The organism is Providencia sp. PROV223, from assembly GCF_028479245.1.
GTDB classification, from domain to species: Bacteria; Pseudomonadota; Gammaproteobacteria; order Enterobacterales; family Enterobacteriaceae; genus Providencia; species Providencia rettgeri.
The window spans coordinates 83,248-108,058 of sequence record NZ_JAMPNG010000015.1 but is presented as its reverse complement, the minus strand read 5'-3'; the positions used below and the strand labels follow the sequence as shown (position 1 = coordinate 108,058).

Genomic DNA, 24,811 nt, shown 5'->3' with positions numbered 1-24,811 from the left:
AACTCACACAACTGGATTCTGTCTCCTTTTAGAAAAGGAGTCAAGAGGAATGGCCAAAATTGCCCTTCTAGGGCTAGTTACCGTGTGTCTTACGGTGTTGTGTTTTTCGTTATTGATGCAAGAAAGGCTGTGCTCTTTCAGTATCAGTAGCGGAAGCACGCTGGTTCAAGCTACGTTATCTTGCGATAACTAGTCTTGTGGGGGAAATTCCCCCACATTTCTCTCTGATTGTGAATTGGTGATACAAGCACCCTGTTTTAAGCTATGGGCGATAAACCTTTATATTTTCATAACCTTGCTCTTTTAAGTATAGCGCTTGCAAGCGGCTCATTACCCCACGGTCACAATATAATAAATAGGTTTTATCTTTTGGTAAGTCACCAAATTGCGTGCTCAACTTATAGAATGGAATATGCTTAACCTCCATTCCATCGACATTCAGTGGCTTGTCTTCAAATTCATCAATTGAACGAATATCTAAAATCACTTCATTTTCAATTGAAAGCTCACTCACCATTTCAATTTCAGGAACTTTTTCAAGGCTTTCTTGTGCAATTTGTCGAATATCAATATTTTGCGCTTGCTCAACAACAGACTCTAAAATACCAAAATCAAAATTGGCTTCTTCTGCTTCAATACGCGCTTTCACCGCTTTAACGGTTGGGCTTTTTGAAATCACACCGCAATATTCGGGCATGGTTTTTGCGAAATCTTCAGTGCCAATTTGGCGAGCTAGTTTGATAATGTGTTCTTTATCATGGGAAATTAATGGCCTTAATATTAAGGTATCAGACGCATTATCAATCAAACGTAAGTTTGTTAGGGTTTGGCTGGAAACTTGCCCAAGTGCTTCACCCGTGACAATCGCCTGCACGCCATAACGCTCTGCAACTTTAGATGCAGCTCTTACCATCATACGTTTGAGCACAACCCCCATTTGGCCATCATCAACTTTTTCTAAAATTTCAGCGACAACAGGCTCAAAATTTACAGCAATAAAACGGACTTTATGGGAGCTACCAAAACGGTTCCACAGATAATGTGCGATTTGCTTCACACCAATTTCATGAGCTGCGCCGCCTAAATTAAAGAAACAGTAGTGAACACGACAACCACGGCGCATCAACATATAGCTAGACACACCTGAATCAAAACCACCAGAAATGAGTGATAACACATCTTCTTGAGTCCCAATAGGGAAACCACCGATACCTTCAATACGTGCTTTAACTAAAATAAGTTTATCATCTTCGATTTCTAAGTGAATCGTGGTATCAGGGTCTTTAAGCTTAACTTTTGCAGAGGCAATGTGTTGATTTAACCCACCACCGATATACCGTTCAGCGTCGATAGATGAAAATTCATGTTTACCACGACGTTTTACCCGCACACAGAATGTTTTATTTTCTAATGATTCACCATAGGCTTCGTGTGTCATTTCGTAAATATGATGTAGACTGGTAAACGGTTTTTCTTCCACTTCGAGAATATGGTGAATACCTGGAATGCGCCCTAGCATGTCACAAATTTCGTCGTGTTTTGTTTCTCCCTTCACACGCACTTCAATGTTATCCCAATTACGGACAACCGAAATCTCTTCGCCAAGCGGTTTAAGCACGTTACGGATATTACTGGTCAAAATTTTAATAAAACGTAGCCTAACAGTTTGGCTTTTAATGGTAATTTCTGGGAATAACTTAATGATAAACTTCATAATAGCTGCATGTTCATGGTGGTTGGGGGCAAACGAATGTGCCTTAACAGAGACACATGACACGTTACCAATTGTCAATAAAGAGGCGTATTATAACACTATCTTGCGGGTTGAATCTAAAAACCCCAATAATAAATTGTAACCGTAGCAAGACTGCGTTAGTCTGCTGAATATTTAAAATCCCTCGAATTAACTGATTTCACATTAGTGGCTAAAGACTATGGCTAAAGAAAAAACTCAGCAAGTTCCGACTGTTAGTTTTGAAAACTCGCTTCAAGAGCTAGAGCAGATCGTCGCTCGCCTAGAATCTGGTGAACTTCCCTTAGAAGATGCCCTTAATGAGTTTGAACGTGGTGTTCAAATTGCTAAACAAGGTCAAAAAGTATTACAGCAAGCAGAGCAACGTGTACAAATTTTGCTAAGCGATGACGAAAATAAACCTCTAGCCGATTTTTCACCTGATACAGAATAAATTATGTCTGAACAACATTTAGATAGCTTTACGCAGCAACAAAAGCAAGCCTACGACAGAGTCAATCAATATCTATTAGATGCCTTAAATGCGCTGCCGTTTGCAGACCTCCCACTTGCTCAAGCGATGCGCTATGGCACATTATTGGGTGGAAAGCGCTTACGCCCATTTTTAACTTATGCCGTCGGTTCTATGTTTGGTGTTAGCCAAGAAAACCTTGACGCTCCAGCTGCTGCAGTCGAATGTATTCATGCTTATTCATTAATCCATGATGATTTACCTGCAATGGATGATGATGATTTGCGCCGTGGCCAACCGACTTGCCACATTAAGTATGGTGAAGGCAATGCAGTGCTTGCTGGAGATGCATTACAAACATTGGCATTCCAATTACTGTCATCTGCACCAATGCCGGATGTGACAGACAAAGACCGCATAGCGATGATTGCAGAGTTATCATACGCAAGTGGCTTAGCGGGAATGTGCGGCGGGCAAGCTCTTGATTTAGATGCAGAAGGAAAGCAAGTTGACCTTGAATCTCTTGAGCGCATTCATCAACATAAAACAGGGGCATTAATTCGTGCAGCAATCCGTCTTGGTGCTTTTGCTGCTGGTGAAAAAGGTCAAAAATTACTGCCTGTTTTAGACAAATATGCACAATCCATCGGTCTTGCCTTTCAAGTACAGGACGATATCCTTGATGTTATCGGTGATAGCGAAGTCACAGGTAAACGCCAAGGAACGGATGCCGAACATGAAAAAAGTACCTATCCATCGCTATTAGGGCTTGAAGTTGCTCAGAAAAAAGCACGTGAGCTATATCATGATGCGGTAGACGCTTTAGAGACTCTCCAGTCCCATGGATATAATATAGAAATGTTAAGCGCTTTAGCTAATTTCATTATTGAACGTAAAAGCTGACAATATGCTTTGCCTTTTGGCTACAAGAAGATCGATAATTACGGCAATTTATTACCCTAATGCATCTTCGAATCATTCCTATAACCAAAAAAATAGATGGATTACTTCTTAATCACTCGAGTTATAGGCAGACGATAAACGAAGGCAACCCAACAGCAGATAGAAGCTTTATGCTGCTAAATACTGAGAATAGTCATTTTACTGTGGCTAAGTAAGTTGGGTTTTTTATTAATTATAAGTGAGCAACTAATGAGTATTGATATCGCTAAATATCCCACGCTAGCCTTGGCAGAGACACCAGATGAGCTTCGTCTGTTGCCTAAAGAAAGTTTGCCTAAGCTTTGTGATGAACTCAGACAATTCTTGCTGAGTAGCGTGGGTCGCTCTAGCGGTCACTTTGCTTCTGGCCTCGGTGCTGTTGAACTCACCGTCGCATTACATTATGTCTATAAAACTCCATTTGATAATCTTGTTTGGGATGTCGGCCACCAAGCCTACCCACATAAGATATTAACGGGTCGCCGTGACCGTATTGATACCATCCGTCAAAAAAATGGTCTACATCCCTTTCCATGGCGCGAAGAAAGTGAATATGACATTTTAAGCGTTGGCCATTCCTCAACATCCATTAGTGCCGGTTTAGGTATGGCCATTGCTGCAGAAAAAGAGCAACAAAACCGTAAAACAGTTTGTGTGATTGGTGATGGCGCCATCACCGCTGGAATGGCATTTGAAGCAATGAATCATGCAGGGGATGCCGCACCTGACATGTTGGTTATCTTAAACGATAACGAAATGTCTATTTCAGAAAATGTTGGCGCACTAAACAATCACTTAGCTCACTTACTTTCTGGAAAGCTCTATACAACATTACGTGAAGGTGGGAAAAAAGTTTTTTCTAACATGCCACCTATCAAAGAATTATTGAAAAAGACAGAAGAACACATTAAAGGCATGGTCGTACCGGGGACCATGTTTGAAGAATTAGGTTTTAACTATATTGGCCCCGTTGACGGTCATGATGTTGTTGCCTTAGTTCAAACGTTAAAAAATATGCGTGACTTAAAAGGACCGCAGTTTTTACATATCATGACCAAGAAAGGTCGCGGTTATGAGCCGGCAGAAAAAGACCCAATTAGCTGGCATGCAGTTCCTAAATTTGACCCAAGTACATTCACTTTGCCCAAAAGCAAAGAGACCGGGCCGACATTCTCTAAAATTTTTGGTGATTGGCTGTGTGAAGAGGCTAAAGATGATGGCAAGTTGATGGCTATCACGCCAGCGATGCGTGAAGGCTCTGGTATGGTTCGGTTTTCTAAAGAATTCCCTGATCAATACTTCGATGTCGCGATTGCCGAGCAACATGCAGTCACCTTTGCCGCTGGCCTTGCTATTGGTGGCTATAAGCCTATCGTTGCTATCTATTCGACTTTCTTGCAACGTGGTTACGACCAAGTCATTCATGATGTGGCTATCCAAAAGGTGCCTGTCATGTTTGCGATCGACCGAGCCGGTATTGTGGGGGCTGATGGGCAAACTCACCAAGGTTCTTTTGATATTTCATTCCTGCGCTGTATACCAACCATGGTTATTATGGCTCCAAGTGATGAAAATGAGTGCCGCCAAATGCTACATACTGGCTACCATTATCAAGATGGTCCATGTGCGGTGCGTTACCCTCGAGGCACAGGAACAGGCGCTGAGTTACAGCCACTATCACCGCTGCCTATTGGTAAGGGTATTGTTCGCCGCAAAGGTGAAAAAGTCGCTATCTTATGCTTTGGTACCTTATTAAGCCACGCATTGGTCGCTGCTGAGCAACTTAATGCAACTGTTGTTGATATGCGCTTTGTGAAGCCTTTAGACGAAGCGCTTATCCTTGAAATGGCCAATACTCATGATGTACTTGTCACTCTCGAAGAGAATGCCATCATGGGTGGAGCAGGTAGCGGTGTGAATGAATTCTTAATGCATGAGAAAAAAATCATTCCAACCTTAAACCTTGGCTTACCTGACTATTTTATTTCTCAAGGTACCCAAGAAGAACTTATTGCTGAACTGGGCTTAGATTCCACAGGTATTGTTAATTCTATTAATAACTACTTAGCCAAATAATTTTTATCTCTAGGAGGGCATTGCATCAACACGCAATGCCCTATTCAATCACAAAGCCAATCACTCTTATTCTCTTTCTTAATATATTAGAAAATTATTTAACTCTTTGTAATTGCTTACTCGCTAATATTCAATTAAAAAAATCACCCATGTCACATTTTTATTATATTTCAAGATCATTATAATCAAATATAAAACCAAATATAATCAGTTTATCTACAACGATATTCAGTTATTTACCTAGAATCTGAATATAAACAAAACTTTTGTCTTGAATGTAAATTTTCACAATAAAGGCATGCAAATCATTTTGAAATCCATTAATATGAAGCTTGTCACTGTATGACGGCGTAATTTAGGCTGTGAATTATATTCGACACCTATCATTATGAAATATAAGTTTTTATATTAAAATAATGATAATTAACATTAAAAACGAATATATTATTTTAACAATTTTAACCAGAAGTTAATAATTAATTATTTTGTTTTCTTAATTAGCAAACCAGGAAACAAATAAACGCTATTCCAACTACAATTTGCATATAGTTTCTTTTTATTTAGCCAATTTTAATAAATAGATTTGGGAGCGCTTATGTGTGGACAATATATTAATGAACCCTTGTATTTATCTATCGCAAACTGGGTAATGAAACAAGGCCATTGGACTACAGCTAGAGAAATATCTAATCACTTTGATATTCCGCATCCTAATGCTGTCAATATTGTTTCTTATATTTTATCTGATGTTGCTGAAATTCAGTGTGAAGTAAAAATGATCCCAAATAAATTATCGGGACGAGGCTGCCAATGTCAGCGGCTTATTAAAGTTAAGAAAATTGATAACCAGCTTTATGCTCGTTTAAGAAGCCATCAAACTGAAAAAGTCACTATCGATTCCCCAATGAAAGCGGCCTCTATGCCACCAAGTGAATTAAATCGAGAGCAAAAATGGCAATGGATGCTATCAAAAGCACAACGTCGTTAAACTTATTTTTCAGTTTTATACCAATAAAAAACGCAGACTTCACCATCTGCGTTTTTTATTTTACGGCCTTTTAGTGAATCACTGGCCCTTAGGTTTTACATCTGTTGTACCAAATAATTTGGGTCGATTAACTTCAAGCTCTGTCAGCGGTTGGGTTTCCTGTAATTGTTGATGATATCGGCCTGCTAAGTCTTGATATTCTTTCGTATTTAACCGTTTCCAATGCAGTTCTTCATCAGTCACTGAGCGTAAAAAGCGCGCAGGACTTCCGACCAACATCTGACGATTTTCGCCTTGAAAACCGGCCTTAACAAAACTCATCGCAGCAACAATACTTTCCTCACCAATCACTGCGCCATCCATAACGACACTGTTCATTCCGACCAAAGCATCACGGCCAATAATGCATCCATGTAAAATAGCTCCGTGGCCTATATGCCCACATTCATGGACAATGGTTACGACATCACTATAGCCATGCATAATGCAGCAGTCCTGAATATTCGCCCCTTTTTCTATGATCAAGCGGCCATAATCCCCACGTAAAGAGGCATTCGGCCCAACGAAAACCCCTTCACCAATAATCACATCACCAATCACTACCGCTGATGGGTGAACATATGCAGTAGGATGAACAACCGGGATAACACCTTCAAAAGCGTAAAAACTCAAAATTCACCTCACTGCTAGATTAATTAGCGACCTTTCCAGTTTGGAGAACGTTTCTCAGAGAAAGCCAATGGCCCCTCTGTGGCATCTTCGGAATGAAGAACCGCAGGATATTGAGTCAGTACACCACTGCGCATTAATTTATAGCCCTCTTCGACAGTAAGCTCTCCTGTCGCGCGGAAAATTTCTTTTAGAGCAGCAACTGCTAATGGCGCACTTTGCGTAACTTGTTCTGCAAGTTCACGGGCTTTATCCATCAGACTCTCAATAGGCACTACATCGTTAGCTATTCCCCAACGTAAAGCTTCTTGTGCATCCATTCTTCTGCCTGTCATCACCATTTCATTCACGATTGGCGCAGGTAAAATTTTAGGTAAACGTAAAACCCCCCCGCTATCTGGAACAATACCGAGCTGAGCCTCAGGTAATGCAAAACTGGCATTTTCAGAACAAATTATCATATCTGCCGCTAAAGCCAGTTCAAAACCGCCACCAAATGCATATCCATTCACCGCCGCAATAACAGGTTTGTTTAAATTAAAAATTTCAGTCAAACCGGCAAAGCCACCTGGGCCAAAGTCAGCATCAGGGGCCTCACCTTCTGCCGCCGATTTTAAGTCCCAGCCTGCAGAGAAAAATCGCTCTCCTGCCCCTGTGATAATTGCAACACGCAACGAAGGATCATCGCGAAAATTAAGGAAAACCTCCCCCATTTTGAAACTGGTTTTTGCATCTATTGCATTAGCTTTAGGTCTATCGAGTATGATTTCTAAAATAGCGCCATTTCGGGTAATTTTTAATGATTCGCTCATAATATAATCCTTTCTTCGTCGTGCAGTGACGCTTCAGGTTGCAGGTATGCAGCCCGAAATGTATGCAAAATTAATCACGTTTGTCGATTATTGCAGATGTTTTTTCAATACTTTTCCAGAGCAGTTACGCGGTAAATCTTTACGTACCTCAACACACGTTGGCACCTTAAATTTCGCCATTTGTTTTTCACAAAAAGCAAAGAACTCTTCCTGAGTTAAGGTTTCCCCTTCTTCAAGCACAATAAAAGCTTTAATCGCTTCATCTCGGATGTCATCCGCAACGCCGATCACTGCTACATCCACAATGGCAGGGTGTGAGGCAATAATATTTTCAATTTCACTGCAAGAGACATTTTCTCCACCGCGTTTGATCATATTGCTGCTTCTATCGACAAAATAGAAAAAGCCATCTTCGTCTTGGTAGGCAAAGTCCCCCGTGTGCATCCATCCCGCTTCATCAAAGGTTTTTGCGGTCGCTTCAGGGTTGTTGTAATACTCTTTAAAAAGGGTTTTACCACGCTCACCTTTCACACAGAGCTCACCAATAACCCCCGCACCAACACGCTGGTTATTTCTGTCCCGAATTTGAGCCTGATAACAAAAACCCGGGCGACCAATGGACGGCCAGCGACGCATATCGCCAGGCCGGTCACCAATCAAACCAACAATAGTCTCCGTCATTCCATACGAAGTTAAAAACCGCTTCACCCCAAAACGGGCCATAAACTGGTCGCGTTCTTCTTCACTTAAATTGAGGTAAAACATGGCTTCTCGTAAACAATGATCTTTTTCGTTATCCGCCAGCGGCTGGCTTAATAATGTGCGGATCATCATGGGGATAAGTTCGATGACAGTCGCTTTGTATTTCACCACTTGTTGCCAAAAACGGCGTGCGCTGTATTTCTCTAATAACACAAACGTTGCACCGACAGAAAATGCAGCCATAGAAGCTGTACATTGGCAGTCAATATGAAAAGCAGGCATGACTGTTAAATAAATATCATCAGAGCGTAAGCTGTTTTGCCAAGAAGAGTAATAACCGGCAAAGCGGAGGTTATAGTGGGTAATAATTACCCCTTTAGGCTTCGAGGTGGTTCCAGAGGTAAATAAAATCTCGGCCGTATCATCGACACTCAATTCAACAACCTGAGTCAATTGCGTATGTTGTTGTGACTGTTCAAACCAAAAGTCAGAAATATGCTCTACGGGTTCAATTTGTGTGTCTGTAATCAAAAAAATATGTTTTAGACTTGTCGCTACGTCAGCGAATACTTGTTGATAAATATCTAAGAAAGAGGAACGAGTGACTACCATTTTGGGTTGGCAGTTCTGCATGATCCAAGCACTTTCATTGTATTTATAACGCGCATTAATTGGGACCATAATCGCCCCAATTTTAGCCAAGCCAAACCAGCAAAAGAAAAATTCCGGGCAATTATCTAAATGTAAAGCCACTTTATCGCCTTTTTGAATGCCATAGGCTAAAAAGAGATTGGCGGTGCGATTAATGTGCTGGTTCATTTCTAAATAGCTGAACTTGCTAGTTTTTCCATCGCAGGATTCAAAGATAAGCGCCTGGCTGTTTCCATGGGTTAACGCTAAATCATCCCACATTTGACGCAAATTTTGTTTACCGATTACATCCATTAATTGTTACCCATCATTTCCCTGATGAATACTCAGCTCAATAGTCATCATTGACCTGAGTACCCATTCAATTAATCAACTATTTTGGCTAGCCCTTTATCGACTAACCCCCGAATATCAGTTTCGCTGTATCCAATATTTTTTAAGATATCTGTCGTGTCCATACCGTGTGATGGCATGCCTCGCCAAATTTGTCCGGGGTTATTTTTGAATTTAGGCATGACGTTAGGACCACGACAGGTTTTTCCTTCCATTGTTTGCCAACTGGTAATAGATTCGCGTGCAATGTATTGAGGATTGGTTTCTAACTCAGGAATAGTAAGGACTTTGGCGCTAGCAATATTCAATTCTGCGAGTCTTGCTAACACTTCATCAATCGAACGTGAACCTAGCCATTCATCGAGTTTTTCTTCAACTAAAGGCCCATAAGGGCATTCCACACGGTGAATTAACTGTGTGCCTTCCGGTATTTCTGGTGTACCTAACAGATGCGCCAACCCAATATCTTTAAAAATTTCCTGAATTTGCGTGATACCAACAATTTCCATCACGATATAGCCATCATTACAACTATATAGGCCACAACCTGCGTAATAGGGGTCTTTCCCTTTTGTCATACGTGGGCAGATCTCTCCACCATTGAAGTAGTCCATCATGAAGTATTGCCCCATACGTAACATCACTTCATACATGGCAACGTCAATACTTTCACCCTTTCCGGTTTCACGGGCTTTATACAGTGCCGCCAATGCCGCCGTTGTCGCCGTCATGCCAGAAAAATAGTCTGCGGTATAAGGAAAAGCCGGCATTGGCTGGTCTTTATCACCGTTTTGAATCAGATAGCCGCTGAAGGCTTGAGCAATGGTGTTATACGCTGCGAGGTTGGTATATTGTGGGTCACCGTACTGCCCAAAACCGGATAAGTGTGCAATGACCAGTTTAGGGTTATGTTCCCAAAGTACTTCGTCCGTGATACCACGACGAGCAAATGCGGGGCCTTTACTCGCTTCAATGAAGATATCGGTTGTTTCCATCAGTTTTAGAAACGCGTCACGCCCCTCATCTTTGAAAATATTCAATGATAACGCACGTAAATTACGCCGTGATAGCTGTGGGTAGTTGGGTTGAACGCGAATAGTGTCTGCCCAGGCGACATTTTCTATCCAGATCACTTCAGCGCCCCATTCTGCAAACATTTGCCCTGCAAATGGGCCAGCAATTTCAATTCCTGAAAATACCACTCTAACCCCAGCTAGAGGGCCAAATTCTGGCATAGGTAGATGCTCTGCCATGTTCTTATCTCCTGTGAAGCAGGGTTGGCCTTCTCTTGAAAACCATCCCATTACGTTCAGTTATTAGCGGTATTGTTTCAGTACGCTACGGCCTAATGTCAGTATTTGCATTTCATCTGAACCACCTGATACGCGATCCACACGAAGGTCACGCCAGAAACGGGCAATTCGGTGCTCACCTGCAATTCCTACACCACCGAGTACTTGCATCGCAGAGTCCACGACTTCAAATGCCGCATTTGCACAGAAGTATTTACACATTGCTGCATCACCAGAGGTGATCAATCCGTTGTCACTCTTCCATGCAGTTTCATATAACATGTTGCGCATTGAATTGAGCTTGATCGCCATATGTGCAAATTTTTCTTGAATTAACTGAAAACGACCAATGGCTTCACCGAATTGAACACGCTGGTTAGCGTAACGCGCCGCATCTTCGAACGCACACATCGCGGTACCATAGTTAGTTAATGCCACTAAGAAACGCTCATGGTCGAACTCTTCTTTTACACGGTTAAAACCGTTACCTTCGCGGCCAAACATGTCTTTTTCATCCAGTTCGACATTATCAAAGGTAATTTCACAACAGCTATCCATGCGTAAACCCAGTTTTTCAAGTTTATTCACCTTGATACCTGGTTTGCTCATATCTAAGAACCATTCGGTGAAAACAGGTTTGTCTGGTGAATCCGCATCGCGACTCATCACCACAATGTATGGGGTGTAAGCACTACTGGTGATAAAACATTTGCTACCGTTCAAATACACTTTGCCATTACGGCGTTGGTAAGTGGTTTGTAGGCTACCAACATCAGATCCTGCACCCGGTTCAGTGATCGCCGAGTTCCACATTTGTTTACCCGTACCACGGAACGCCATGATTTTGTCAATTTGCTCTTGAGTCCCTTCTCTAAGCACCGTATTAAAACCGCCCGGTAATTGGTACAACACATAGGTTGGTGCACCTAGGCGACCAAGCTCCATCCATACCGCAGCAACGGTGATAAACCCTGCATTTAAGCCGCCATGTTCTTCTGGGATCAGCAGGTTATCGATTTCCATATCCGCTAAGGCTTTGACAAAGCGTTCAGGATATTTACTGTCTCGGTCACATTCGGCGAAATAGCTTTCCCAGTTTTCACTGGCCATCAGTTCACGGATCCCTGCGACAAACAGTTCCTGCTCATCATTCAATCTAAAATCCATATCAATAACCTCTTACATGTTGTTTTTGAATAAATTAGTCATTTTTCCAATGCACTTTGGCATCTTTAATAAAGGAGAGCGTTACCATGATGTTGACGAAAAAAAGTGGGCATCCTCCGGCAATTATCGCGGTTTGAATTGGTTTTAATCCGCCTAAAGCCAGCAAGACAATGCCGATAACGCCAACTAAGACAGACCAACCAATGCGCACTAATAATGGTGGCTCATCGCCATCTTTAACTGCGCGACAAGTTGACATCGCGAGTGTGTAAGAACACGCGTTGATCAGTGTCACCGTGGCGATAAAGCAGAGGATGAAGAAGCCCCAAATTGTTGCAGTGCTCAAAGGTAAAGCCGCCCATGTTTCAATGATGGCGCGTGCGACGCCGAACTCTTCGATCAGCTTTGGAATGTTAATAATGTTTTGGTCTACCAGTTGTAGGGTATTACTGCCTAATATTGTCCAAATTAGCGTAGTTCCTGCCGTCAAGCCTGCTACCATACCGATACACAGCTCACGGACGGTACGGCCTTTAGAGATACGTGCGAGGAAAATACACATTTGGATGGCATAAATTACCCACCACGCCCAATAGAATACGGTCCAACCTTGTGGGAAACCGCCTTTGCCGACTGCATCTGTATAGAACAACATGCGTGGCATATACATCATTAGAACCCCGATAGAATCGGTAAAATAGTTCACAATGAAGCTAGCACCGCCAACAATAAATACCCATCCCAGCATCAAGAAACTCAGGTAACTACGGACGTCACTGGCGATTTTCACCCCTTTTTGCAAACCAAAAGCCACACAAATTGCATTCAGGATGATCCAGCAGAAGATAATGATGGCATCGAGCTCAAGGGTATGAGGAATTCCAAACAGGTATTGAATACATTCGGTAACCAGCGGTGTCGCTAGCCCTAAACTCGTCCCCATTGCTAAAATCAATGCGACCAAGTAAAAGTTATCAATAATGGTTCCAAACCAGCCATTTACGTGTTTTTCACCCACTAATGGAACCAGCGTACTACTTGGGCGAATGACATCCATTTTACGAACGAAGAAAAAGTAACCAAATGCGACCGATAAGAAGCTATAAGTCGCCCATGGGAGCGGTCCCCAGTGGAATAAGCTATAGGCTAACCCGATATTTTTCGCTTCATTTGAATAAGGCTCAAAACCAAATGGAGGCGCTGATACATAGTAGAATATTTCAATCGAACCCCAGAAAAGTACGGCAGCTGAAGTACAAGATGCGAACATCATGAAAATCCAGCTTGCTCGGCTAAACTCAGGTTTTTCTTCCCCTAAGCGCTTCTTCGCATAAGGCCCTAAAATCAACCAAAACCAGCCACCAAACATGACAACCATATACCACTCAAATGCCCAGCCCCACACATTGGTGACATAGCTGAAAACTTGGTTGATAACTTCATTTGACGCATCTAAATCACGAACAGTTAACCAACACAGTAGTCCAACAATGATCAACGGCGGAAAAAAAACCTTCGGTTCTATCCCACCTTTTTTATTTTCTTTGCTCATAGTTCGGTCCCAATTTATTATTTAATATATAAGTTTTAAAATAGATATTATTCTCATTACCTAATATCTATATGCATTTAAAACTTATATTTATTATTAAATCCCAACAAACCTAATTAAGTATTAATTCAAATTCTATCCAAATCATGTCTAGTCCCCATAAACAATTCTGTTATTAAGGTCACAATATTATTCGTGATAAATAATTGTTATTAATTTTAATAATTAAAACACCAATAAATACATAGAGATAAAATATTGTGTAACGTTAATGTTATTAAATACCTTCAGTATTGGTGATTCCAGTAGCAATATTGAACATTTCATTGATAACTAGATGATTTTTACAGTATTGGTGAGTAGGGTATCAGTATGAATATTTAAACCCACTTTAATTTAAGGTTTTCAATATTGGTGACTTAGGTTTTATTTTTAAATATCCAGTTCATGATAATTATATAATCCGAAACCGAAACGGATCATATTTATTAATATTATTTTAGGAGATGTAATGAATATTATTACATGCTATAAATCTGTTCCTGATGAACAAGATATTATTGTAAATAGCACAGATGGTTCTTTAGATTTTTCACGTGCCGATACCAAAATCAGTCAATATGATTTAAATGCAATTGAAACCGCTAATCAAATAAAAGCACAGCAAGCTGACAGCAAAGTGATTGCGTTAAGTATTGGTGGTAAAGCACTCACGAATATGAAAGCACGTAAAGATGTGCTATCGCGTGGCCCAGATGAGCTCGTTGTTGTGATTGATGACCAACTTGAGCATGCACTTCCCCATCAAACTGCCATTACCCTTGGTGCAGCGGCACAGAAAGTGGGCTTCGATTTAATTATTTGTGGTGATGGCTCCGCGGATCTCAATGCACAACAAGTGAGCATTTTATTAGGTGAAACGCTGCAAATTCCTGCCATCAATGGTGTAAAAAAAATTGTTTCCATCACAGCTGATACGGTCATTGTAGAACGTGAGCTAGAAGATGAAATTGAAACGCTATCCATGCCATTACCGGCCATTATCGCTGTAACCTCCGACATTAACGTTCCTATTATTCCTTCAATGAAAGCCATTTTAGGTGCCGCTAAAAAACCCATCCAAGCTTGGACGATGGCAGATATTGGCTTAGATAACGTTGCCGCATTATCGTCTCAATCTATCGCCGCGCCGAAACAAAAAGTCCGCCAGCGGGTCATCATTGAAGGTGATGGCGATGACCAAATTGCGCAATTTGCTGAACATTTAAGAAAAATTATTTAATTGGAGGAGTTATGAGCAAATTATCAACCGTTTGGGTATTTAGTGATATGACTTCTCGCTTACCTGAACTTATCGGTGGTGCCCTCTCGCTTGGCGAGCAAGTGAATGTTTTTGCCCTTGATGAAGCACAAAGCGCACAAGCTTTCCAACTTGGCGCTTCGCAAGTCTTTCTATTAACAGGTAAACCCGATGACCGCATTATTGAAGACTATGCGGACACGATGGTTTCCACCATCAAACAACAAAGCGATAACGGTTTACTGTTGTTACCAAATACCCGCAGAGGAAAATTACTTGCAGCACGCTTAGGCGCGAAACTACAAGCCGCGGTTTCCAATGATGCCGCCGCAATCACAATTGAATCTGAAAAACCGCTGATTAAACATATGGTTTATGGTGGCTTAGCCTTCGGCCAAGAGACCCTAGATAGCGCATTTTCAATTGCAACCCTTACCTCTGGTACATTTGAAGCAGCCCCAAGTGATGCATCACGTAGCGGCACAGCTCAAGCTACACAATGGGTCGAACCAAAACAATCTATTGTACGTACCTCGATTCAGAAAAAAGCAGGTAACTCAGTGGAATTAGACAAGGCACGCTTAGTTGTCAGTGTCGGGCGAGGTATTGGTAGCCAAGAAAACATTGCGATTGCCAAAACGCTTGCCGATACCATCGGTGCTGAAATCGCTTGTTCTCGCCCAGTCGCAGAAAACGAAAAATGGATGGAACATGAGCGCTATGTGGGTATTTCTAACTTAATGCTCAAACCTGAACTTTATCTTGCCGTCGGCATTTCAGGGCAGATTCAACATATGGTCGGTGCGAATGGCGCACAAACGATCGTCGCAATCAACAAAGATAAAAACGCCCCTATTTTCCAATTTGCAGACTACGGGATCGTTGGCGATCTGTTCAAAATCTTACCTGCGTTAACGCAACAACTGGCGAAATAAACTCAATAACAGTGAGGCATTTTCCTCACTGTTTTCGTGACCTTTGGAGAAACTATGTCCGATGATATTTTTGATGCAATCATTGTAGGCGCAGGTCTAGCTGGCTCTGTAGCTGCATTGGTGCTTGCCCGTGAAGGTGCGCAAGTTCTCCTAATCGAAAGAGGAAACTACGCGGGCGGCAAAAACGTAACAGGTGGGCGAATGTATGCCCATAGCTTAGAACGCATTATTCCAGGCTTTACCCAAGAAGCGCCTATTGAGCGCATGATCACACGCGAAAAACTGTCATTTATGACCGAAACTGGCGCTGTTACAGTTGATTTCCAAAATGGCTCAGAACAAAGCCCTGATGAAACGTCTTGGTCTGTACTACGCGGTAAATTAGATCCATGGCTAGTTGAACAAGCCGAAAATGCTGGTGCACAGTGTATTACGGGTATTCGGGTTGATAAGTTAGTAGAACGCGATGGCAAGGTAGTTGGTGTTGAGGCTGATGGTGATGTACTTGAAGCTAAAGTGGTCATTTTAGCGGATGGCGTCAACTCACTGCTGGCTGAACAACTTGGCATGACTAAACGCGTCAATGCAGAACATGTCGCTGTTGGTGTAAAAGAGCTCATTGAACTACCAAAAGATGTCCTAGCTAACCGTTTTAACCTTAAAGACAAAGAAGGTGTTGCTTGGCTATTTGCTGGCTCACCAACCGATGGCTTGATGGGCGGTGGGTTCCTCTATACCAATGAAGATACCGTTTCACTCGGCTTAGTTTGCGGCCTACACCATATTAAAGATGCTAAAAAATCTGTTCCGCAAATGCTTGAAGACTTTAAACAACATCCGGCTGTTGCACCTTTGATTGAAGGTGGAAAAATGGTCGAATATGCCGCGCACGTCGTCCCTGAAGCGGGTTTAAAAATGCAATCAGAACTGGTTCGCGATGGTGTGTTAATCGCGGGCGATGCTGCGGGTATGTGTATGAATTTAGGTTTTACTATTCGCGGTATGGACTTAGCCGTTGCTTCGGGTGAAGCCGCAGCAAAAGCGGTACTTAGCGCAATGAAAACTGATGATTTCAGCAAACAAAATTTAAATCAATACCTCACACTGCTCAACGAAGGCCCACTGCGGGACATGAAAATGTACCAAAAAATGCCTGAGTTTTTGGATAACCCGCGCATGTTTTCTGCTTACCCAGAAATGGCGGTTGGTATTGCAAAAAAACTCTTCACTATTTCAGATGAAGCTCCTGTGCCTTTACGTAAGACCATGTTACAACACGCGAAAAAAGTGGGCTTTATGAACTTGCTCAAGGATGGAATTAAAGGAGTCAGAGCAATATGAGTAATCCAGTCAACGTTGATGTCAAACTCGGTATTAATAAATTTAATGTCGATGAAGAAAACCCGCATATTGTGATAAAAGAGCATCCAGATATGAATGTGCTCGACACATTAACTAAAGCTTGCCCTGCGGGATTATATAAAAAACAAGAAGATGGCTCAGTACGTTTCGATTATGCCGGCTGTCTCGAATGTGGAACCTGCCGCATTCTTGGCTTAGATAGTGCATTAGAAAAATGGGAATACCCACGCGGCACTTTCGGTATTGAATTTCGTTACGGCTGATTTATTTAGCATCACTCTCGAAGCTAATAACTTCGAGAGTTTTCAGGCGTTTATTTGCGCTGATCAGGGACACATCCATAATGAAACCAAAAAGTTTTGATGATATTCAATTTTCCTCCGTTCACCGACGGATTATGCTGTGGGGTAGCGGTGGGCCTTTTCTGGATGGTTATGTATTAGTCCTGATCGGCGTTGCATTAGAACAACTCACCCCCGTATTAAGTTTAAGTAGTGAATGGATTGGCTTATTGGGTGCTGCAACATTGGCAGGCCTATTCATTGGTACTTCTCTATTTGGCTATATTTGTGACCAAGTCGGTCGTCGTAAAATGTTTTTAATTGATATTGTTGCCATTGGTGCCATTTCAGTCGCGACCATGTTTGTCTCAACACCGATGGAGCTGCTTATCATGCGGTTCTTAATCGGGATTGTAATAGGTGCAGACTACCCAATTGCAACGTCAATGATCACCGAATTTTCCAATACCAAACAACGTGCATTTGCTGTCGGGTTTATTGCAGCAATGTGGTATGTCGGTGCCACCTGTGCCAATCTCGTCGGCTATATGCTATATGACGTGGAAGATGGCTGGCGCTGGATGCTTGGTAGCTCAGTGATCCCCTGTATTATTATTTTGATTGGTCGTTTTGATTTACCTGAATCACCTCTTTGGCTGATTCGCAAAGGGCGCATTAAAGAATGTGAAAAAATGATGGAAAAGTTATTTGGCCAACCCGTAATATTTGAAGCCGAAGAACAACAAAAAACACACTTTCTTCAATTATTCACTAAGAGGCATTTTTCTTTCGTCCTATTCACCGCCATTATTTGGACCTGCCAAGTGATCCCGATGTTTGCAATTTACACCTTTGGACCACAAATCGTTGGGCAGTTGGGGTGGGATCAAGGAAAAAACGCTGCACTCGGTAACGTAGTTATCAGCTTATTCTTTATGCTAGGCTGCTTACCTGCGATGTATTGGCTGAATAAAATGGGACGGAGACCATTATTGATTGGTAGCTTTGCCATTATGACCCTCGCACTTGCCATACTTGGACTATTTTCAAACCTTGGTATTTGCCTTGTGATTATCATGTTTGGGATTTACGCTTTTTTCTCAGGGGGACCCGGTATTTTGCAATGGCTTTACCCTAATGAGCTGTTTCCAACAGATATTCGCGCATCCGCCGTTGGGGTAATTATGTCCATCAGCCGTATTGGAACCATTTTTTCAACATGGGCATTACCGCTATTTATCACTAAATACGGTGTCAGTTCGGTGGTATTAATGGGGGCAGGCGTTTCTTTACTCGGACTGATCGTTTCGATCCTATTTGCACCAGAAACCAAAGGCTTAACCCTAGCACAAACCTCAGTGATGGGTATCCGGCGTGGAAAGAAGTAAAAGAAGCAAAAGAAGTTACTACGATAAACAATCACATCAAATACGCTAAACAATTCTTACTGCACCAAGACAGCAAGAGAAACGAATCCCTAGGAGCATAGAAGAGTATGTGACTAGGGTAACGCAGTGCCAGTAAGAAGTATAACGCGTATTTATACGCTAAATAGTTCAGATTGTAGGTAGGCGGCAAGCAAATAAGACCCTAGGAGCATACACAAGTATGTGACTAGGGCGAATAAGCGAAGCCAACACCCCTACAATTTGAAATATGACGCGTATTTATACGCTAAATAGTTTGTGTTGTGGCTAGGCGGCAATCGAGGTTATCCCGATGAGCATACACAAGTATGTGATTCGGGTAACCAAGTGCGGCCAACAACGCCACAGCGCAAAATATGACGCGTATTTAGTTGGTAGAGAATGGCATGATGTCATACCATACCAACAACCAAATAGTCACATAAGCAAAAATCGCCGCAATAATATCGTCAATCATGATGCCAAAACCGCCACTGACTTTTCGGTCAAAAATCCGTATCGGCCATGGCTTCCACATGTCATAAATGCGGAAAATAAAGAAGGCGGTGATGACCCATTCATAATCAACAACTGGGATCGCCATGAGAGTAATCCACATCCCGATAAATTCATCCCAAACAATGCTGCCGTGGTCATGAATTTTCATATCATCGGAAGTGCGCTGACAAATTAAGCAACCAATCCAAAAACCCGCGATAATAAGCACCCACAGGCTCCAAATTGGCATGTTGGCCATTAATAACCAGAAAGGTATCGCAGCAAGAGAGCCCATTGTGCCTGGCACAATAGGTGAAAGGCCGCTACCAAATCCTGTAGCCAATAAGTGCCAAGGATTACGCATATTCAGCCGTTTTTTTGCTTCTGCTTTTTCTTGGCGACTAGCCATTCTATGCACCTTCCGAAACAAAATGATCGAAACCTTTTAGGTTTACATCAACTTCTTGGTTATTGCAAAAGTAGCTAATTCCTTCAGACTGCGGCTTAATTTGCCCAATACACGTAAAGCCTGAGCCTGTGTGTGCAAGTGCCATCTCTAGCGCTCCACGGTTAATTTCAGGAACGGTAAAGCAAAGTTCGTAGTCTTCACCACCACTCAAAGACCATAAACGCCCTTGTTCGATACTACAACTTTGTTTCAACGCTTCTGATTGAGGCAATGCATCTAAATTAATGCGCGCACCACAACTGCTCGCTTTCAAGATGTGGTTGAGATCAGAAACTAAACCGTCAGAAATATCAATCGCAGAAGAAGCCAGGTTTCTCAATGCTTGGCCTTGTAAAATCCGTGGCTGTGGACGTAAATGGCGCGCAATTAGCCATTCTTGATGTTCTACATTTTTAACATTCAGTTTATCTTGTAAAATAGCAAGGCCAGCAGCGCTATCACCGAGAGTCCCCGTTACATAAATCCAATCGCCATTACGCGCCCCCGCACGGGACATCGCTTTGCCGTTTGGCACTAAGCCATGAACCGTGTAGGTCAAGCTCATAGGGCCTCGGGTTGTATCACCACCAATTAATTGCATGCCATAATAGTTAAGCTGTTCAAACAAACTATCACTAAAAGATTGTAACCAATCACAATCAACACAAGGCAATGTAATTGCCAAAGAAACCCATGCAGGGTCTGCGCCCATCGCTGCGAGGTCACTTAAATTAGATGCTAATGATTTATAAGCAAGATCAGCTGGTGAAATGGTTGGTAGGAAATGAATACCAGAAACGAGAGTGTCAGTGCTTACAGCAAGTTGCTGTTTTTCTGGAATGGTCATCAACGCACAGTCATCCCCAATACCGATATTAACATCACGTCGGTTAGTGGTTTGACGGTTAAAATAACGCGCGATGAGGTCAAATTCGCCATATGACATGGTAGATTTTCCGTTTTCGCTATATCTATTTTCGTTTAAGACGAAGCAAATAATTTACACCCTAATAATTCAATAATAGGTAAATAGCACTGAATTGCTAACCTGAAGAGTCTATCTAATTGGCTGCAATTATTCTTCGCTCACCGGCCATTGAAATATCGCGAGCATATAAACACAAAGGTAGACTGGAACCCAGGCTACCTATTTATTACCGTAGTGCTACAGGAGGGAACCCTGATATTATTATTTTTTACGGCGTACCGCAGGTGCAGCTTTGTCTAATACACCGTTAACGAATTTATGGCTATCTTCTGCGCCAAAAACTTTCGCTAATTCAATACCTTCGTTGATTGCGACTTTATAAGGTACATCTTCACGGAAACTTAATTCAAACATGGAGACGCGTAAAATCGCTTTTTCTACCTGCCCTAACTCTTCGAGCTGACGAGATAAATAAGGCGCCATCTGTTGATCTAGTTTTGTTGCGTTAGTCGCAACACCTGATAACAGTTCACGAAAATAGTTTACGTCGACGTCTGACATGTCCTGTTCAGCAATAAACTCATATTCGACTTCAGCAATTGGATTGCCAGATAATTGCCATGAATAAATGGCTTGTACAGCACACTCACGAGCGCGGCGACGAGCAGCAGGTTTCACAAGATTCCCCTTAAATTTAAAAACTGTACACAATAAATACTTGTTGCATTGCGTAATCTACACCGTAGTGGCGAAAAAATAGCAACATAGAGCAAATTGTGTATTATTTGCCTTTGATGGCCTTAATTACATTAATCATTTCAAGTGCTGTCAGTGCAGCTTCAGCACCTTTATTACCTGCTTTAGTACCCGCACGTTCAATAGCTTGTTCAATATTTTCAGTGGTTAACACACCAAAAGTCACTGGAACTTCACTGTTCATCGCAACATGAGATAAACCGGAGCTACATTCACCTGCAACGTATTCAAAGTGAGCAGTCCCACCACGAATCACAGTACCTAATGCAATCACTGCATCATATTTATTCGTTTCAACCAATGCTTTTGTGGTCAATGGCAGCTCATAAGCGCCTGGAACCCACACAATTGTAATATTGTCATTTGAAACCTGACCAATGCGTTCTAACGCATCAACAGCACCTTCCAGCAGACTATCATTAATAAAGTTGTTAAAACGAGCGATAGCGATAGCAACACGCGCTTGTGGAGCAGCAACAACACCTTTAATTACGTTCATAGCCTTCCTCTAATATTAATTATAACCCGCGGGGCGCGGATTTTATCACATTCTTTCGTGTATCGTACGTATGATTTTCAAAAAAACCACTTACCATACGGGACGAAGCCTGACACGAAGGTCTGGCCCGACTTGCTTCACTTCTGTAAATTCAAATTTTGGCGCATCAACAAGGGCGTTAAGCGGCGGAAAGTCCACCAAACCTCGAGCGCTGTCACCTAATAATTTAGGTGCAATATAGACAATCAGTTCGTCAACTAAACCTAGCTTAAGTAATGAGCCTGCGAGTTTTGCTCCCGCCTCAACCCAAATGCTATTCACATTACGTTTAGCCAGCTGCATCATCAAAATAACCAGATCGGTGCCGTTTTCATCTGCTGGAATAGCGATTTGCTCAATTTTTCCTTGCCATACCGCATTTTCATCTGGGGTTGAGCGCACTAACCAACATTCACCATCTAATTGAGTAACTTTATGGTCAGGAGTCACTCGATTGTGATTATCTAGCACAATACGAATGGGTTGGCGTACTTGGCTTTCTGGATACACTTGTTGGATATCTGATGGGAGCTCATTCCAACGTACCGTTAAAGAAGGGTCATCAGCAACAACCGTGCTGCTCGTACTTAAAATAGCACTTGCCTCGGCTCGAAGAGCTTGTACATCTTTGCGAGCTGCCGGGCTGGTAATCCATTTGCTTTCCCCAGATTCAAGGGCGGTCTTGCCATCAAGCGAAGCAGCAAGTTTCAACTGGATATAGGGAAACCCGGTACGCATACGTTTTAAAAAGCCACGGTTCGCCGCTTCAGCATCGTCTAATAAAACATTACTACGTGTTTCAATTCCTGCTTGCGACAACATATACAGACCACGGCCTGCAACCTGAGGATTTGGGTCTTGCATCGCCGCTACAACTCGGCTTACACCTGCATTAATCAGTGCTTCTGCACAAGGCGGAGTGCGGCCGTGATGACTACAAGGCTCAAGGGTGACATAGGCCGTTGCCCCTTGCGCTTTTTCTCCTGCCATACGCAATGCGTGAACCTCAGCGTGAGGTTCCCCTGCTTTCTGATGATACCCTTCACCGACAATGGCACCATCACGCACAATCACACACCCGACATTTGGATTAGGTGATGTAGTAAAACGCCCTTTTCGTGCCAATTCAAAAGCACGAGCCATATACATGTTGTCTTGTTCAATCATTGGCGTTAATCCTGTAATTTAGCGATTTCTTCGCCAAATTCGCGCACATCTTCAAAGCTGCGGTAAACAGAAGCAAAACGGATATAGGCAACTTTATCGAGCTTTTTCAGTTCATCCATAACCAAACTGCCAATCAATTTCGACGGAACTTCACGCTCTCCCGTAGCCCGAAGCTGAGATTTAATAGAAATAATAGCTTGCTCAATGTCATCAGAACTTACAGGCCGTTTTTCTAATGCCTTTTGCATACCTCGATTAAGCTTTTCTTCATCAAAAGGTTCACGAATATCGTCGCTTTTAATGACTCTAGGCATGACAAGCTCAGCGACTTCAAAAGTGGTGAAGCGTTCATGACAAAGTAAGCACTGGCGGCGTCTACGGACTTGGGACCCTTCACCGACCAGACGCGAGTCAATAACTTTCGTATCTACAGCTGAGCAGAATGGGCAGTGCATAGCGTTTCCTGAATCTATTTAGGGGGAGATAGTTTACCCTACTGTGCGAGAAAAAACACCCTAGAAGATGCCTCCTAGGGTGTTCTCGTTGCTCTTCATATTTCGCGTTATAGGGGTGTTGGCATCGTTTATTAACCCTAGTCACATACTTTTGTATGCTCCTAGGGATTAATTACACTTGCCGCCTACCTACAACACGAACTATTTTGAGCACTAATTGGCTTAACTCTTTATTATTCCCGTTGTAGGGGTATTGGCATCGCTTATGAACCCTAGTCACATACTTTTGTATGCTCCTAGGGATTAATTACACTTGCCGCCTACCTACAACACGAACTATTTTGAGTGCTAATTGGCTTAGTTACTCATCATTTTTAAAACTAAGGCAGTAATGACTCTTGGTCTGCGCCTTCTTTTTCGACTTTCGCTTGCATCAAGTGTTCACGCTTCATACCCATCTTCAGTGCTAATGCAGAAGCCACATAAATAGATGAGATAGTACCGATAGTTACACCGATTAACATAACCAATGAGAAGCCTTCTAACATTGCGCCACCGAACAGGTATAGCATCAGAACCACTAATAATGTGGTGGCTGATGTCATGATGGTACGGCTCAATGTTTGCGTCAAAGAGACGTTCATGATTTCGTACGGTGTACCACGGCGTATTTTACGGAAGTTTTCACGGATACGGTCTGATACAACGATACTGTCGTTCAGTGAGTAACCAATAACTGACATCAATGATGCCACGATAGTCATATCTATCTCTATATGGAACAAAGACAGAATACCCAAAGTGATCACCACATCATGCGCAAGAGATAACACGGCACCCGCGGCCAAACGCCATTCAAAACGGAAACCAACGTAGACTAGGATACAAATCAACGCAGTTAACAGAGCCAAAGCCCCTGTTTGCGCTAATTCAGCCCCAACACTTGGCCCCACGAATTCAATGCGTTTTACGGTTGCTTTATCATCCACATTTTGGTTGATAATCGTGATAATTTCTTTACCGACTTCTTGACCAGCAGTGCCTTCAATTGGCGGAATACGGATCATGATATCGCGGCTGCTACCAAAGTTTTGGATTAATGGATCTTTATGATTCGAGTTAGACAAGCTATCACGAATTTTATCCAAATCAGCTGGCTGACTTAAGTTGATTTCAATTACCGTACCACCGGTGAAATCTAAGCCCCAGTTAAAACCTTTGACGCCAATAATCACAAAAGAAGCTATCAGTAATACGATAGAAATGCTAAAGGCAACGTTGTCCCAGCGCATAAAGTCATAAACTTTACGGCCATAGTTCAATTGTTCAACAGTATAATCCTGTGCCAC

At 42.3% G+C, this 24,811-nt stretch carries 24 protein-coding genes; 10 read left to right on the top strand and 14 right to left on the bottom strand.

What is annotated here, in order from left to right:
- Positions 1-193, top strand: a 193-nt coding sequence (locus PR767_RS16130) for a Hok/Gef family protein (RefSeq protein WP_442959808.1), incomplete at its 5' end; no start/stop codon positions are given.
- Positions 194-262: 69 nt separating this feature from the next.
- On the opposite strand, the gene thiI is transcribed toward PR767_RS16130, so the two are convergent.
- A complete protein-coding gene (gene thiI / locus PR767_RS16125) occupies positions 263-1,714 on the bottom strand; it encodes a tRNA uracil 4-sulfurtransferase ThiI (protein WP_004914568.1) in 1,452 nt (483 codons plus the stop codon).
- A gap of 220 nt (positions 1,715-1,934) precedes the next feature.
- On the opposite strand from thiI, the gene xseB reads away from it, so the two are divergent.
- The 4 genes from xseB to caiF all read left to right on the top strand — a co-directional run bounded on the left by xseB (position 1,935) and on the right by caiF (position 6,210).
- The gene (xseB, locus tag PR767_RS16120; RefSeq protein WP_004914571.1) at positions 1,935-2,186 is read left to right on the top strand and encodes an exodeoxyribonuclease VII small subunit; all 252 of its coding nucleotides are present in this window, start codon (positions 1,935-1,937) and stop codon (positions 2,184-2,186) included.
- Between the two features lie 3 nt (positions 2,187-2,189).
- Positions 2,190-3,107, top strand: a complete 918-nt coding sequence (ispA, locus tag PR767_RS16115; protein WP_004914574.1) for a (2E,6E)-farnesyl diphosphate synthase — start codon at positions 2,190-2,192, stop codon at positions 3,105-3,107.
- 249 nt (positions 3,108-3,356) lie between these two features.
- The gene (gene dxs / locus PR767_RS16110) at positions 3,357-5,222 is read left to right on the top strand and encodes a 1-deoxy-D-xylulose-5-phosphate synthase (protein ID WP_004914577.1); all 1,866 of its coding nucleotides are present in this window, start codon (positions 3,357-3,359) and stop codon (positions 5,220-5,222) included.
- A 595-nt stretch (positions 5,223-5,817) separates the two neighbouring features.
- On the top strand, positions 5,818-6,210 hold the full coding sequence (gene caiF / locus PR767_RS16105) for a carnitine metabolism transcriptional regulator CaiF (protein ID WP_004914580.1): 393 nt from the start codon (positions 5,818-5,820) through the stop codon (positions 6,208-6,210).
- Positions 6,211-6,288: 78 nt separating this feature from the next.
- Here the strand turns inward: caiF and caiE are convergent, their stop codons facing one another.
- The 6 genes from caiE to caiT form a co-directional block, all read right to left on the bottom strand.
- Positions 6,289-6,882, bottom strand: a complete 594-nt coding sequence (gene caiE, locus PR767_RS16100) for a carnitine operon protein CaiE (RefSeq protein WP_004914582.1) — start codon at positions 6,880-6,882, stop codon at positions 6,289-6,291.
- 23 nt (positions 6,883-6,905) lie between these two features.
- Positions 6,906-7,691 (bottom strand): crotonobetainyl-CoA hydratase, encoded by a 786-nt coding sequence (caiD, locus tag PR767_RS16095; protein ID WP_004914585.1) that lies wholly within the window; start codon positions 7,689-7,691, stop codon positions 6,906-6,908.
- An 87-nt stretch (positions 7,692-7,778) separates the two neighbouring features.
- Positions 7,779-9,338, bottom strand: a complete 1,560-nt coding sequence (gene caiC / locus PR767_RS16090; RefSeq protein WP_004914587.1) for a crotonobetaine/carnitine-CoA ligase — start codon at positions 9,336-9,338, stop codon at positions 7,779-7,781.
- A gap of 71 nt (positions 9,339-9,409) precedes the next feature.
- Complete coding sequence (caiB, locus tag PR767_RS16085; RefSeq protein ID WP_004914591.1) at positions 9,410-10,630, bottom strand: L-carnitine CoA-transferase; 1,221 nt, start codon at positions 10,628-10,630, stop codon at positions 9,410-9,412.
- Between the two features lie 63 nt (positions 10,631-10,693).
- Positions 10,694-11,836, bottom strand: coding sequence for a crotonobetainyl-CoA dehydrogenase (gene caiA, locus PR767_RS16080; RefSeq protein WP_004914593.1), 1,143 nt, complete (start codon positions 11,834-11,836; stop codon positions 10,694-10,696).
- A 34-nt stretch (positions 11,837-11,870) separates the two neighbouring features.
- Entirely contained in the window at positions 11,871-13,388 is a 1,518-nt protein-coding gene (gene caiT / locus PR767_RS16075; protein ID WP_004914596.1) for an L-carnitine/gamma-butyrobetaine antiporter, read from the bottom strand.
- Between the two features lie 511 nt (positions 13,389-13,899).
- Between caiT and fixA the strand changes: the two genes are divergently transcribed.
- From fixA to PR767_RS16050, 5 genes are all read left to right on the top strand, one after another.
- Entirely contained in the window at positions 13,900-14,670 is a 771-nt protein-coding gene (fixA, locus tag PR767_RS16070) for a putative electron transfer flavoprotein FixA (protein ID WP_272520604.1), read from the top strand.
- A gap of 11 nt (positions 14,671-14,681) precedes the next feature.
- Positions 14,682-15,623, top strand: a complete 942-nt coding sequence (locus PR767_RS16065; RefSeq protein WP_123382494.1) for an FAD-binding protein — start codon at positions 14,682-14,684, stop codon at positions 15,621-15,623.
- A gap of 54 nt (positions 15,624-15,677) precedes the next feature.
- Positions 15,678-16,964 (top strand): FAD-dependent oxidoreductase FixC, encoded by a 1,287-nt coding sequence (gene fixC / locus PR767_RS16060; protein WP_004914606.1) that lies wholly within the window; start codon positions 15,678-15,680, stop codon positions 16,962-16,964.
- Positions 16,961-17,248, top strand: a complete 288-nt coding sequence (fixX, locus tag PR767_RS16055) for a ferredoxin-like protein FixX (protein ID WP_004914610.1) — start codon at positions 16,961-16,963, stop codon at positions 17,246-17,248. Before fixC ends, fixX begins: the two co-directional genes overlap by 4 nt.
- An 80-nt stretch (positions 17,249-17,328) precedes the next feature.
- Positions 17,329-18,654: an MFS transporter gene (locus PR767_RS16050; RefSeq protein ID WP_442959807.1), complete on the top strand. Its 1,326-nt coding sequence runs from the start codon at positions 17,329-17,331 to the stop codon at positions 18,652-18,654.
- A gap of 406 nt (positions 18,655-19,060) precedes the next feature.
- On the opposite strand, the gene pgpA is transcribed toward PR767_RS16050, so the two are convergent.
- From pgpA to secF, 7 genes are all read right to left on the bottom strand, one after another.
- Positions 19,061-19,579 carry a phosphatidylglycerophosphatase A gene (gene pgpA, locus PR767_RS16045; RefSeq protein WP_109911879.1) on the bottom strand — a complete coding sequence of 173 codons (519 nt, stop codon included), beginning with the start codon at positions 19,577-19,579 and terminating at the stop codon, positions 19,061-19,063.
- A gap of 1 nt (position 19,580) precedes the next feature.
- On the bottom strand, positions 19,581-20,564 hold the full coding sequence (gene thiL, locus PR767_RS16040) for a thiamine-phosphate kinase (RefSeq protein ID WP_004914616.1): 984 nt from the start codon (positions 20,562-20,564) through the stop codon (positions 19,581-19,583).
- A gap of 243 nt (positions 20,565-20,807) precedes the next feature.
- The gene (gene nusB / locus PR767_RS16035; RefSeq protein WP_004914619.1) at positions 20,808-21,224 is read right to left on the bottom strand and encodes a transcription antitermination factor NusB; all 417 of its coding nucleotides are present in this window, start codon (positions 21,222-21,224) and stop codon (positions 20,808-20,810) included.
- A gap of 103 nt (positions 21,225-21,327) precedes the next feature.
- A complete protein-coding gene (gene ribH / locus PR767_RS16030; protein ID WP_004905531.1) occupies positions 21,328-21,801 on the bottom strand; it encodes a 6,7-dimethyl-8-ribityllumazine synthase in 474 nt (157 codons plus the stop codon).
- A 90-nt stretch (positions 21,802-21,891) separates the two neighbouring features.
- Positions 21,892-23,007, bottom strand: a complete 1,116-nt coding sequence (ribD, locus tag PR767_RS16025) for a bifunctional diaminohydroxyphosphoribosylaminopyrimidine deaminase/5-amino-6-(5-phosphoribosylamino)uracil reductase RibD (RefSeq protein WP_004914622.1) — start codon at positions 23,005-23,007, stop codon at positions 21,892-21,894.
- 5 nt (positions 23,008-23,012) lie between these two features.
- Positions 23,013-23,462: a transcriptional regulator NrdR gene (nrdR, locus tag PR767_RS16020; protein WP_004914623.1), complete on the bottom strand. Its 450-nt coding sequence runs from the start codon at positions 23,460-23,462 to the stop codon at positions 23,013-23,015.
- Positions 23,463-23,842: 380 nt separating this feature from the next.
- Positions 23,843-24,811, bottom strand: a complete 969-nt coding sequence (gene secF, locus PR767_RS16015; RefSeq protein ID WP_004914625.1) for a protein translocase subunit SecF — start codon at positions 24,809-24,811, stop codon at positions 23,843-23,845.